The organism is Luteibacter sp. 9135, from assembly GCF_000745005.1.
GTDB lineage: Bacteria > Pseudomonadota > Gammaproteobacteria > Xanthomonadales > Rhodanobacteraceae > Luteibacter.
In genome coordinates this window covers 2,868,849-2,881,516 of the sequence record NZ_JQNB01000001.1, presented here as the reverse complement: position 1 = coordinate 2,881,516, position 12,668 = coordinate 2,868,849, and the positions used below count along the sequence as shown (strand labels likewise).

General features: G+C 69.1%; 11 protein-coding genes. 10 read left to right on the top strand and 1 reads right to left on the bottom strand.

Annotation, left to right across the window (positions count from 1 at the left end; translation table 11 throughout):
- Positions 1–2 precede the first annotated feature (2 nt).
- Positions 3–953 carry an acyl-CoA desaturase gene (locus FA89_RS12425; RefSeq protein WP_051938723.1) on the bottom strand — a complete coding sequence of 317 codons (951 nt, stop codon included), beginning with the start codon at positions 951–953 and terminating at the stop codon, positions 3–5.
- A 151-nt stretch (positions 954–1,104) separates the two neighbouring features.
- Here FA89_RS12425 and FA89_RS12420 point away from each other — a divergent pair, with 151 nt between their 5' ends.
- The 10 genes from FA89_RS12420 to pdeM all read left to right on the top strand — a co-directional run bounded on the left by FA89_RS12420 (position 1,105) and on the right by pdeM (position 12,593).
- A complete protein-coding gene (locus FA89_RS12420) occupies positions 1,105–1,665 on the top strand; it encodes a sigma-70 family RNA polymerase sigma factor (protein ID WP_036140876.1) in 561 nt (186 codons plus the stop codon).
- Positions 1,662–2,399 (top strand): anti-sigma factor, encoded by a 738-nt coding sequence (locus FA89_RS12415; protein WP_036140875.1) that lies wholly within the window; start codon positions 1,662–1,664, stop codon positions 2,397–2,399. The genes FA89_RS12420 and FA89_RS12415 overlap by 4 nt, the downstream gene beginning before the upstream one ends.
- A 75-nt stretch (positions 2,400–2,474) precedes the next feature.
- Complete coding sequence (locus FA89_RS12410; protein ID WP_036140874.1) at positions 2,475–3,965, top strand: GGDEF domain-containing protein; 1,491 nt, start codon at positions 2,475–2,477, stop codon at positions 3,963–3,965.
- Positions 3,966–3,968: 3 nt separating this feature from the next.
- On the top strand, positions 3,969–4,445 hold the full coding sequence (locus tag FA89_RS12405; RefSeq protein ID WP_036140873.1) for a hypothetical protein: 477 nt from the start codon (positions 3,969–3,971) through the stop codon (positions 4,443–4,445).
- On the top strand, positions 4,442–5,038 hold the full coding sequence (locus FA89_RS12400) for an IMPACT family protein (RefSeq protein WP_036140872.1): 597 nt from the start codon (positions 4,442–4,444) through the stop codon (positions 5,036–5,038). The genes FA89_RS12405 and FA89_RS12400 overlap by 4 nt, the downstream gene beginning before the upstream one ends.
- A gap of 73 nt (positions 5,039–5,111) precedes the next feature.
- The gene (locus tag FA89_RS12395) at positions 5,112–6,875 is read left to right on the top strand and encodes an ABC transporter transmembrane domain-containing protein (protein WP_036140871.1); all 1,764 of its coding nucleotides are present in this window, start codon (positions 5,112–5,114) and stop codon (positions 6,873–6,875) included.
- 58 nt (positions 6,876–6,933) lie between these two features.
- Positions 6,934–7,956: a ligase-associated DNA damage response exonuclease gene (locus FA89_RS12390; protein ID WP_036140870.1), complete on the top strand. Its 1,023-nt coding sequence runs from the start codon at positions 6,934–6,936 to the stop codon at positions 7,954–7,956.
- On the top strand, positions 7,956–9,554 hold the full coding sequence (locus tag FA89_RS12385; protein ID WP_036140869.1) for an ATP-dependent DNA ligase: 1,599 nt from the start codon (positions 7,956–7,958) through the stop codon (positions 9,552–9,554). The genes FA89_RS12390 and FA89_RS12385 overlap by 1 nt, the downstream gene beginning before the upstream one ends.
- Positions 9,511–11,949, top strand: a complete 2,439-nt coding sequence (locus FA89_RS12380) for a ligase-associated DNA damage response DEXH box helicase (RefSeq protein WP_036140868.1) — start codon at positions 9,511–9,513, stop codon at positions 11,947–11,949. The genes FA89_RS12385 and FA89_RS12380 overlap by 44 nt, the downstream gene beginning before the upstream one ends.
- Positions 11,946–12,593, top strand: a complete 648-nt coding sequence (gene pdeM, locus FA89_RS12375) for a ligase-associated DNA damage response endonuclease PdeM (protein WP_036140867.1) — start codon at positions 11,946–11,948, stop codon at positions 12,591–12,593. Before FA89_RS12380 ends, pdeM begins: the two co-directional genes overlap by 4 nt.
- The last annotated feature ends 75 nt before the right edge of the window (positions 12,594–12,668 follow it).

Here is a 12,668-nt window from a genome sequence, read left to right as displayed (position 1 = left end):
GCTCAGCCCCTCGCCTTGACGGACACCCAGGCGGGGATCGGCTTCAGGTCGTGCACCAGCCCGAACCACGACATCAGCACCAGGCCGTAGTAGGTCATGTCGATCTCCCACCAGCGAAAGCCCTGGCGGACGGTGCCCGGAAAGAAATGATGGTTGTTGTGCCAGCCCTCGCCGAACGTGATGAGCGCCAGCCACACGTTGTTGCGGCTGTCGTCGCGTGTATCGAAACGCCGCTTGCCGTACCGGTGGGCCAGCGAATTGATGGTCACCGTGGCGTGGAACAGCACGGTGGTGGAGATGAAGAACCCCCACACCAGCATCTGCCAGCCGTCCGTACCCAGCCCCGGCGCCACATGCTGGAGCAGCTTGCCCAGCCCGAACAGGGCGATGGCCAGCACGACGGGAATGGCGGTATCGAAGCGATCCAGCCAGCGCAGCTCCGGGTACACGGCCAGATCGGGCACGCGCTCGATCTCGGTGCGGAAGCCGCGCGGCGTCAGGAACCACCCGGCGTGGCTCCAGAGGAAGCCATGCACGGATGGCGAGTGCGGGTCCAGTGTCGTATCCGTATGCCGGTGATGGTTGCGGTGATGCGCGGCCCACCACAAGGGGCCACGCTGCACACAACTGGCACCGATCAGGGCGAAGACGAACTGCACGGCCCGAGAGGTGCGGAACGTGCGATGTGAAAAATAGCGGTGGTAGAAACCGGTCAGCGCGAACATCCGCACGGCATAGAGTGCCACCGCGACGAGCACCGCCACGGTCGACACCCCGGTCCAGATCGCCCCCAGGCACGCCAGGTGCATGACGACGAACGGCGAGGCGCGCAGCCAGTCGATGCGATCGGCACGGGCATCGTCGCCGGCATCGGCGACCGAGGTGTCGAACCAGCGGCGCCACGCTGCCTTGCGACGCGGCAGGGGGACGTTGCGGTTGGCATCGATGGACATGACGATAGAGGCTCCGTGGGGTCTTCGATATATACGGGATGATGAGGCGAATGGATGCACATGCCCGGCTACCCTGCCCCCGACACCCTGTTCATGCTATAGATCGTGGTGCACCGTTGACCGGCCCCGTCCGACCAAGGAAACCCGACGCATGCCTGCCACCAGCCCCGCCGAGCGCGACGAGCTGAACCGATTGCTGCAACGTACCGCCGAAGGGGACGAACGCGCCTTCGCCGAGCTCTACCGCCGTACCTCCCCGCGCCTGTTCGGTGTCTGCCTGCGCGTGATGAACGATCGCGACGAAGCGGAGGAAGTTCTCCAGGAAGCCTTCGTCACCGTATGGAAGCGATCCGCGAGCTTCGATCCGGCCCTGGCCAGCGCGGTCACCTGGCTGCTGACCGTGGCCCGCAACAAGGCGATCGACCGCCTGCGCCAACGCCCGGACCTGCGCCAGGCGCACGACGTCGACTTCGACGCCCTGGTCGACGATCGCCCCGGCCCCGCCCATGACGCGGAAAGCGACCAGGAGTACCGCCGCCTGCGCGCCTGCCTGTCCGAGCTCGAACAACAACAGCGTCGCTCGATCCGTGAAGCCTTTTTCGGTGGCGCTACGTATAACGAGCTGGCGGAACGCGCAAAGGTGCCCCTTGGCACCATGAAAAGCTGGGTCCGCCGTGGTCTCCTGCAGCTCAGGGCTTGCCTCAATCCATGAACAGTACTTTCGAATCGGACAAGGACAACCTGCGGTATGCCGAGTACGTACTCGGCCTGCTGGATGCGGACGCGCGCGCCGCGGTCGCCAGGGAGATGGAAACCAGCCCGGAGGCCGCCGTCGCCGTGGGCCTCTGGCAGCGACATCTCACGCCGCTTGCGCTGGAGATCGCCGACGAGGCACCGCCGGCCCACGTGTGGGCCGCGATCCGCCGGCGCCTGGGCCTGGACGCCGCGCCAGCGCGCAAGCCCGATCGCGCCTGGGACAGCGTGGCGCTGTGGCGCTGGCTCGGCATGGGCGCCACAGCCGTGGCCGCCTGTCTGCTGGTGCTGACCCTCACCCGTCCCGGCGTGCCGACCACGGCGCCGGTGGCGACGACGGCACCGGCGCCGGCCACGCTGATGGTCGCCACCATCTCCACCGACCGTGGCGTGGCCGGGTGGACAGCCACCATGGACATCGAGCGTAGCGAACTGCTGCTCGTGCCCGCGTCACCCGAGGCCATCGCCGCCGATCGCAGCACCGAGCTCTGGCTGATCCCCGAAGGTGGCAAACCCATATCGGTAGGCGTCTTCGTGCCTTCCGACCCCAAGCGCATCCACCTGGACAAATCCTTGCTCGACCGACTCGGCCCCACGGCCGCCCTGGCCGTGTCGCTGGAACCGTCCGGCGGCTCGCCGACGGGCCAGCCCACGGGCCCGGTCATCGCCAAGGGCGCCATTCGCGCGGCGTAGCCGCCCGCTGGCGCTCAATCTTCCCTTGAGCCTGCCGATACGACTACTGCGTCGCAGGCCGGGAGAAGCACGCCAATGAAAGCGCTCATCGCTGCGGGCCTCATCGTCGCGGCACACGTTGCCGGCCTTGCGCTGATGCCGTCGCGCGGCATGGCCGTGTCCTACGTGTTCTTTTTCGCCGTGGCGCTGCTGGCCATGGCCGGCACGGTGCGCGCGTTCCGACGCTCGGGCACGCCCGGCGACCGCCGCTGGTGGCTGCTGACCGCCAGCCTGGTGCTATGGGCCATCGGCATGGGGCTGTCGGCGCGGCAGAACTACTCGCTGGACAATGCCAACCTGGCGCCCGGCGACAGCATGTTCTTCTACATCCTTTACGTGCTGCCCGTGCTGGTGGCGGTCTCGTCCGCGCCGGTGGCGGCGCGCAAGCACTGGGCGCTGGGCATCGACCTGGTGCTGGCGGCCCTGCTGGGCGTGCTGTTCTACGTGCGTACCTTCTCGATCGTGTCGCTCCAGGGCGCCATGGGGCCGCAACAGGCCGTGGACGTGGCCTACATGCTCGACTTCGAGAACGCGTGCCTGGCGGTGGCGGCATCGCTGCGCTTCCTGGCCACCGACCGCGCCGACGACCACGCCTTCTTCCGTTCGGTCACCGCCTTCTTCGTCACCTACGCGCTGGCGGGCTTCTTCTACAACCATTTCGTCGCGCTCGGCGGCAACCCGGATTTCGGCACATCCTTGTGGGATGTCCTGCTCGACGTCCCCTTCCTGGCCCTCATGGTCACGATGGCGGCGCGCCTGCCGCAAAGGCACTGGCACGCGCCGGTCTACCTTGTGCGCTTCGTGCAGAGCGCCAGCCCCACGTTCCTGGCCATGAGCGTGCTGGGCTTCGGCCTCATGGTCATTCCCGGCTATCCTTCGCTGGGTATCGCCGGGGCGATCGCCGCGGTCATCGGCATCGGCCTGCGTGGCACCCTGGCGCAGGTGGACCTGGTGGAAGAAGAGTTCCGGCTCTCGCGCAGCCGCGAGGAATTGCAGGGGCTGGTGTTCGTCGACAGCCTTACCGGCCTGGCCAACCGGCGCGCCCTGGACGAACGGCTGCTGCGCGAATGGCACCGTCCGGGCCAGCGCGAACCCATCGCCCTGCTGATGATCGACGTCGACTACTTCAAGGAATACAACGACCGATACGGCCATCTCGCCGGTGACGACTGCCTGCGTGCCCTGGCGGAAGCGCTGACGGCGCGCGGCCTGCGTCCCAGCGACTTCATCGCCCGCTTTGGCGGCGAGGAGTTCGCGGTGGTGGCCCCCGGCACGCGGCTGGACGACGCGCTGGCGCTCGCCGAGGATCTTCGCTCCCAGGTGGAGGCCCACGCGATCCTGCACCCGACCAGCCCGTTCGGGGTGCTGACCATCACGATCGGCGCGGCGGCCATGCATCCCACCGCCAACAGCGGTCCGCTCGACCTGCTCAATGCCGCGGATCGCGCCCTCTACCGGGCCAAGGATGCCGGACGCAACCGTGTGGGCGCTGCCGTCGAGCCGCGTCCCGAAACCTCGCGGGCCTGACGCGTGTCGCGACGCTGGCCCTGGATCGTCGGAGCGGGCATCGTGCTCGTGCTGACACTGGTATGGGCCATCGCGTGGCAGGCGCGCGATACCCGGCCGCTGGCGCTACGTCCCGAGGGCCGCACGTCAGCACCCCTGGCCGTCTCGCCCGCCGGTCGCCTTCCGTCACGGTCGCCCGGTGCCATCGAGCCGCGCACCCCCGCCAGCGCAGGATCCGCCGCCGCGACGCCTGCATCGCCCGGTCCTGTGGCGTCGTCGACCCGCTCTAACCTCCGGAAGGCCCCGGCGGTCGATGGCACGTGGCGGGATGAAGCGCGGTATCCTGCGACACCCGTGCTGCCACCGGACGATGCCGTCGGCGAGATCCGCCGGTTGCTCGGGCGCGGCGAACGCGCCGAGGCGTTGCGCCAGCTGCGCGACCTTCGCCGCCGGCATCCCCGTTACGACCTGCCACAGGACCTGCTCGATCTCCACCCATGAGTGTGCCGTTGGATACCCTCGCCGCACCGTGGCGGCACGAGGAAGACATCAGGAAAAGCCGTTTCCTCGCCCAGGCAGCGCCGGTGGCGTCGGCGGAGGATGCCCTCGCCTGGTTCGGGACGGTCGGTGACCCGAACGCCACGCACAACTGCTGGGCCTACCGGGTGGGCGATGCCTACCGCTTCCATGACGACGGCGAACCCGGCGGCACGGCCGGACGCCCCATCCTGCAGGCGATCGACGGCCAGGGCTGCGACCGCGTGGCCGTGCTGGTGACGCGCTGGTACGGCGGCATCAAGCTGGGCGCGGGTGGCCTCGCCCGTGCCTACGGCGGCAGCGCCGCCGAGTGCCTGCGACTGGCGCCGCGCACGACCATCGTCCAGGTCGGCCGGCTGGGCCTGCACTGCGACTTTGCCGAGCTGGCCCTGGTGACGGCACGGATACGCGACATGGATGGAACGGTGGAGGACGAAACCTTCGTCGCCGACGGTGCCGACCTGGTCGTGAGTGCGCCGGTGGACCGCCTGGAAGCGCTTGCGGCGCGTATCGTGGACCTCTCGCGCGGCCGGATCGCGCCCAGGCGCGTCGACTGAGCCGCCCGCGCATGTTGAATACGCCCTCCCCCGGCCCCATCCGGTGGCGGATGACCCAAAGAATGGACCACGCATGACCGTCGAGCGCAGGGAAAAGTCGAAGAAGGTCGGCGTGCTCCGCAACCTCTGGCCGTTCCTCCGGCCGCACAAGTCACTGGCCATCGGCTGGCTGGTGTTCCTGGGCATCTCCTCCGGTGCGTCGCTCACCTTGCCGGTCGCCGTGCGACACATCATCGACCACGGCTTCCTCGCCTCCAACCTGGCCTCCATCAACGGCACCTTCCTGGGCCTGTTCGGCGTCGCCATCGTGCTGGCCATCGCCACGGCGGCCCGCTACTACTGCATCGCGTTGCTGGGCGAGCGTTCGCTGGCCGAACTGCGCAGCTCCCTGTACCGCCACGTCATCGGCCTGGATGTGGGTTTCTTCGAAAGCACGCGCGTGGGCGAGCTCACCTCGCGCCTGGGTACGGACACCGAGGTGGTGCAGACCCTGATCGGCTCCGGCATTTCCGTGGCGCTGCGCAGCGCGGTCATGCTGATCGGCGCCGCCGTGGCCATGGCCTGGACCAGCCCACGTCTGGCCGGGCTCACCGCCCTGGTCATTCCTGCCGTGATGCTGCCCATCCTGGTGTTCGGTCGTCGCGTGCAGAAGCTGTCACGCTCCAGCCAGGATCGCATCGCGGATGCGGCGGCCGTCGCCAACGAAACCCTCAACGCGGCCCAGGCGGTCAAGGCCTATGCGCGCGAACCCACTGAAAGCCGGCGCTACTCGGAGGCGATCGCCCTGGCCCTCGCCACGGCGCGTCGCCGTATCGGCATGCGCTCGCTACTCACGGCGGCGGTGATCGTGCTGATCTTCGGCGCGATCACGCTGGTGCTCTGGGCCGGCGCGCGTGATGTCATCGCAGGCGAGCTCGCCCCAGGCGTGCTCAGCCAGTTCGTGCTCTATGCGATCTTCGCCGCCGGGTCCGTGGCCGGGCTTTCCGAAGTCTGGGGCGACGTGCTGCGCGCCGCCGGCGCAATGGAGCGCATCGGTGAGCTGTTCGCCGAAACCGCCACCATCGCCACGCCCGCCGCGCCGGAACCGCTGCCCACGCCCGTCACCGGCGCCTTGCGTTTCGACCACGTGCAGTTCCGCTATCCGTCACGTCCCGACGTGGCCGCGCTGTCGGATTTCGACCTTAGCATCGCGCCGGGCGAAACCGTGGCGCTGGTGGGGCCGTCGGGTGCGGGCAAGAGCACCGTGCTGAGCCTGCTGTTGCGCTTCCACGATCCGGTGTCCGGGTCCATCCGCCTGGATGGCGTCGACCTGCGCGCGCTGGCCTTGCCGGAACTGCGCGGCGCCATCGCCCTGGTGCCGCAGGAGACCGTGATCTTCGGCGGCAGCGCCGCCGACAACATCCGCTTCGGCCGCGAAGACGCGACCGCCGACGAAGTGCGCGAGGCCGCACGCCTTGCCGAAGCCGACGGCTTCCTCTCCGCCCTGCCCGACGGCTACGACGCGGCGCTGGGTGAGCGCGGGGTGCGGCTGTCCGGTGGACAGAAGCAGCGCATCGCCATCGCGCGGGCGATCCTGCGCGATGCGCCGTTGCTGCTGCTGGACGAGGCCACATCTGCCCTGGACGCACAGTCGGAAGCGGCTATCCAGCAGGCGCTGGAACGCCTCGAAAAGGGCCGCACCACGCTGGTGATCGCGCATCGCCTGGCCACCGTGCAGCGCGCCGATCGCATCGTGGTGATGGACGGCGGCCGCATCATCGCGCAAGGCACGCATGAATCGCTGCTGCGCGAGGGTGGCCTCTACGCGGAACTGGCGCGGTTGCAGTTCGTCGCCTGACCCGCCGCGTTTCGCTCTGCGCACGTCGCGTTGACGTGCGGCTGCCTAACGTCGGCGGATGGACAGCGACGTGCTGCTACCCCGCCCCCAGGGCCTCTATTGCCCCGCCGGCGACTTCTACATCGATCCGATGCAGCCGGTGCCGCGGGCGGTGGTGACGCACGCCCACGGCGACCATGCGCGCTCCGGAAGCGGCCTCTATCACGTGGCGCGAGCCGGCGGCGGATTGATGCGTGAGCGGCTCGGTGCCGCCTCGGTCATCCAGGAATATGCCTACGGTGAGCGTTTCACGCTCGGCAACACGGTGATTTCGCTGCATCCGTCGGGCCACGTGCTGGGCGCCGCGCAGATCCGCATCGAGACGCCCGACTTGGTCGCGGTAGTCTCCGGCGACTACAAGCGCGATCCCGACCCGACCTGCGTGCCGTTCGAGCCGGTGCCGTGCGACATATTCGTCACCGAATCCACCTTCGGCCTGCCGATCTACCGCTGGCCACCGATGTCCCGCGTCATCGACGACATGCTGGCCTGGCTGGACGAGTGCGCGGCACGCGGCGTGCCCGCGGTGCTGTTCTGCTACGCCCTGGGCAAGGCCCAGCGCATCCTGGCCGAACTGGCCCTGCGTACGGATCGCACCGTGCACCTGCACGGCGCCATGGTGCGACTGGTCGAGGCGTATCGCGATGCGGGTATCCGCATGGTGCCTACCCAACCCGTGAGCGACTCGGCCAAGGGTCGCGACTTCGCGGGTGAACTGGTCATGGCGCCTCCCTCCGCGGCCGGCGCACCCTGGATGAAACGCTTCGGCAAGGCATCGACCGGGTTCGCCTCGGGGTGGATGCAGGTGCGCGGGGCGCGTCGCCGTCGCGGCTACGATCGCGGCTTCATCGTGTCCGATCACGCCGACTGGCCCGGCCTGATCCGCAGTGTCGAGGACTGCGGCGCGAAGCGTATCTACGTGACCCACGGCGACGGCGAGGCGTTGATCCATTACCTGCGCGACAAGGGCCACGACGCCCGTGCGCTGCGTTCGCTGGGCGGCAGCATGCCCGACGAGCGCAGTAGCGAGGAAGGCGACTGATGCGCCGCTTCGCCCGGTTGTTCGAGGCGCTGGACCGGACGGCGTCCACCACCGCCAAGCGCGAGGCGATGGCGACGTACTTCGCCGATGCACCGGCGGAAGACGCGGCGTGGGCGGTATACGTGCTGGGCGGCGGCAAGCTGAAGCGCACCGCCAGCTCGACCGAGATGCGCACCGCGCTGGCCATCGAAACCGGGTATGCCGACTGGCTGATCGACGACAGCTACCAGCACGTCGGCGACCTGGCCGAGACCATCGCGCTGATGTTGCCCGGTACCGACGACGACGAGAACGAGGACACCGCCCTGCACGTATGGATGGAGGCGCGCCTGCCCTCGCTGGGCAAGCTGGAGGCCGGCGAGCGGATCGCCATGCTGCGCGAGTGGTGGCGGTCCACCCCGAAGGAACAGATCTTCCTCGTCAACAAGCTGCTCACCGGGTCGCTGCGCGTCGGCGTGTCGCAACGGCTGGTGGTACAGGCACTGGCCCAGTGGTCGGCGCTTGCCACCGACCTCATCGCCCATCGCATGAGCGGCACGTGGAAACCCAGTGCGGAGGCGTTTCAAGCACTTGCCGGACCCGAGCGCGACGACGAACACGCGGGTGAACGCCCCTACCCCTTTTTCCTGGCCTCGCCGCTCGAACAGGACGTCGATGCGCTCGGTGCGATCGACGACTGGCTGGCCGAATGGAAGTGGGACGGCATCCGCGCGCAGCTCATGCGCCGTGCCGAAGGTGCGCTGATCTGGTCTCGCGGCGAGGAGCGCATGGACGGCCGCTTTCCGGAACTGGAGCTGGCCGCGGCCGCCCTGCCCGACGGCTGCGTCATCGATGGCGAGATCCTGGCCTGGTCGCCGGGCGAGGACCATCCGCTGTTGTTCGCCGCCCTGCAGAAACGTATCGGCAAGCTCAAGCCCGGTCCGAAACTGCTGGCCGACACGCCGGTGCGCCTGATGGCGTACGACCTGCTGGAACTCGACGGGCACGACCTGCGCGAGCGTCCGCTGGCGGAGCGACGTTTGCTGCTCGAACGCCTCATCGCATCGCATGGTCCCACGCTGACGCTGTCGCCCGAAGCGCGCGCAAGCGACTGGGCAAGCCTGGCTCAGTGGCGCACCGAATCGCGCGAGCGGCGCACGGAGGGGTTGATGCTGAAGCGGCGCGACTCGCCCTATCGCGTCGGCCGCAAACGAGGCGACTGGTGGAAGTGGAAGGTGGAGCCTTACACGGTGGACGCCGTGCTGCTCTATGCGCAGCCCGGCCATGGCCGGCGCTCCGGCCTGTTCACCGACTACACCTTCGGCGTCTGGGACGGGGAGACGCTGGTCCCTGTCGCCAAGGCGTATTCCGGCCTGGACGACGCCGAGATCGGCCGGCTCGATCGCTGGATACGCGCACACACCATCGACCGTTTCGGCCCGGTCCGCTCGGTCGAACCCACGCATGTCTTCGAACTCGCCTTCGAGGCGATCCAGGCCTCCGGCCGTCACAAGGCCGGCGTGGCCGTGCGCTTCCCGCGCATCCTCCGCTGGCGCACCGACCTGGCGATCCGCGATGCCGACAAACTCGACGACCTCCGCCGCCTGGCGGCGGGCTGAGGCACGCCTCGTCGCGTGGTTCGCCACGCAGGAACGAAAACCCGCCGCGTTCCAGCGCGCGGCATGGCGCGCATGGGCCGAAGGCCGTAACGGTCTTATCCATGCACCCACCGGCACCGGCAAGACCCTGGCAGCGGCCGGCGGCCCGCTGATCGACGCCGTGCTGCGTCCGCAGAGCGGGTTGCAGTTGCTCTGGATCACGCCGCTGCGTTCGCTGGCCACCGACACCGCGCAACACCTCACCGCCGCCGTCGAGGCGATGGAGCTACCGTGGCGGGTGCTTCGCCGCACGGGCGACAGCGGCAGCGCCGAGCGCGCCCGCCTGCGCCGGGGTGCCTGCGAACTGCTGGTAACCACGCCGGAAAGCCTCGCGCTGCTGCTCAGCTACCCCGATGCGCGCGAGCGGTTCGCCTCGCTGCGCGGCATCGTGGTGGACGAATGGCACGAACTGCTCGGCAACAAGCGCGGCATCCTGCTGCAACTGGGACTCACGCGCCTGCGCCACTGGCTGCCGCAACTGCGCACCTGGGGCCTCTCGGCCACGCTGGGCAACCTGGACGAAGCCCTGCACGCGCTATCCGGCGACGGCGTGCTGATCGGTGGCGGTGGCCGCAAGAAGACCGTGATCGAGACTGCCCTGCCGGAAGGTGGCGAGCGCTTCCCGTGGGCCGGGCACCTTGGCCTGTCGCAACTGCCGCGTGTGTTGAAAGCCGTGCTGGACGCCCGCAGCAGCCTCGTCTTCGCCAACACGCGCTCGCAGGCGGAGCTGTGGCACGAAGCGCTGGCCTCGGTATGGCCGGAGGCACCCGAATCGCTGGCGCTTCATCACGGCTCGATCGATCCGAAGTTGCGCCTGGCTACCGAGGAAAAACTGCGCCAGGGCGCACTGCGTTGCGTGGTCGCCACGTCCAGCCTCGACCTGGGCGTGGATTTTGCCAGCGTGGAGCGGGTGATCCAGATCGGCAGCCCGAAAAGCGTCGCCCGCCTGCTCCAGCGCGCCGGGCGCAGCGGCCACCGGCCGGGGCTGCCTTCGAAGATCCTGTGCGTACCCACCCACCTGCTCGAGCTGGCCGAGATCGCCGCCGCGCGACGCGCACTGGCCGAAGGTCACCTGGAGCCGCGTCACCCGATGCGCGGCTGCCTGGACGTGCTGGCCCAGCACCTGCTGACGATGGCACTGGGCGGCGGCTTCACGGCCGATGAGGCCTACACGGAGATCACCTCGTCGCTGGCGTACGCCTCGCTACCGCGCGAGCGTTTCGACGCCGTGCTGTCCTATCTGCGCACCGGTGGCTCCGCGCTCGCCAGTTACCCGGAGTATCGCAAGCTGGCCGATACGGAAGGCCGCTTCCATGTCGAGAGCGGTCGCGTCGCCCGTATGCACCGTCTGTCCATCGGCACGATCACGTCGGACGGTAGCCTGGCCGTGCGTTACATGAAGGGCGCGCGGCTGGGCACGGTGGAAGAGAGTTTCCTGTCGCGCCTGCGTCCCGGCGATCGCTTCCTCTTCGCCGGCCGCCACCTCGAACTGGTGCGCGTGCGCGACATGACCGCCTACGTGCGCCCCGCACCCAACCGCCGCGGTGGCGTGCCGCGCTGGATGGGCGGTCGGCTGCCTCTGTCGGGCGAACTGTCCGACGAACTGCGTCGCACGCTGGCCGGCGAAGGCCGCGAAGCCGAGATGCGCGCCCTCGCCCCCTTGCTGGATATCCAGCGCCGGCAATCCAGCGTGCCGTCCATGGATGCCACGCTGTGCGAGCGAACACGCACCCGCGAGGGCGATTACCTGTTCGTCTACCCGTTCGCGGGCCGGCTGGCACACGAGGGCCTGGCCGCCGTACTCGCGCTGCGCCTCGCGCGCATCCAGCCGGGCGACTACGGCTACGCCGTCAACGACTACGGGCTCACGATCACGGCCGCGCGCATGCCCGCACTGGACGCGGAAGCGATGCGCGTCCTGCTGCATCCGCAAGGCCTGCGCAGCGACATCCGTGCAAGCGTCAACCTGTCGGAGCTGGCCAAGCGCCAGTTCCGTGAGATCGCGCGTGTCGCCGGGCTGGTCTTCAACGGCTACCCGGCGCACAACAAGACGATGCGGCAGCTGCAGGCATCCAGTGGCTTGCTGTACGACGTGCTGCGTCGTCACGATCCCGAGCATCCCCTGCTGTGGCAGGCCGAACGCGAAGTGCTCGACCAACAGCTCGACTACACGCGCCTGCGCCATTGCCTGGTGCGCATCGCGCGTGCGCAGCTGCTGTGGAACGAGCCCAAGCGGCTCAGCCCGCTGGCGTTTCCACTATGGGTGGAGCGACTACGTGGCGGCATCGCCGCCGACGACTGGAAGAGCCGTGTCGAACGCATGCTGGCCAAGCTGGAAGCAGGCGCCGGATCATGAACACACTGGACATCGAGGTGGCCGGCGAACGGCTCACGTTGCATGGCGAACGTGCGATCCACTGGTCGGCCCGACGCACGCTCATGGTCACCGACGTGCACTTCGGCAAGGGCGCCGTGTTCCGCCGTGCCGGCATCGCGGTGCCCAGCGGCGATACGGACGACGACCTGGCACGCCTGGACGCGCTGATCGCCACGTTCCAGCCGGAAACGCTGGTCGTGTTGGGCGATATGGTGCACGGCGCCGCGACGGAACGCAGCGCGTGGGTTTCGCGTGTGCGCGCCTGGCGCGAGGCACATGCCGGGGTGGCGATGATACTTGTCGCCGGCAACCACGACCGGCACTTCGACGTGGGCACGCTGGGCGTGGAGGTGCGGCCGGATCGCATGCATGCGCCACCGTTCGTGCTGGCCCATCATCCCGAGCCGCATGCCGATGGCTACACGCTATCGGGCCACGTGCACCCGGGGGTCGTGGTGCGCGACGGCTGGCGCAAGCATCGCCTGCCCGCCTTCGTGTTCGACCGCCACGTCGGCATGCTGCCGGCCTTCGGCACCCTCACCGGCCTGCACGAGACGCCGCCCGCGCCCGGCCGCCGCATTGTCGCGGTGACACCGGGGGGGCTGTTGCCGGTCAAGGTTTAGAGCGCTCGCCTGGATGTTGTGCATGGCCTCGTTCGCTGTAGGTGGGCTGAGGGTTCGCCCACATCGTGGGCTCCT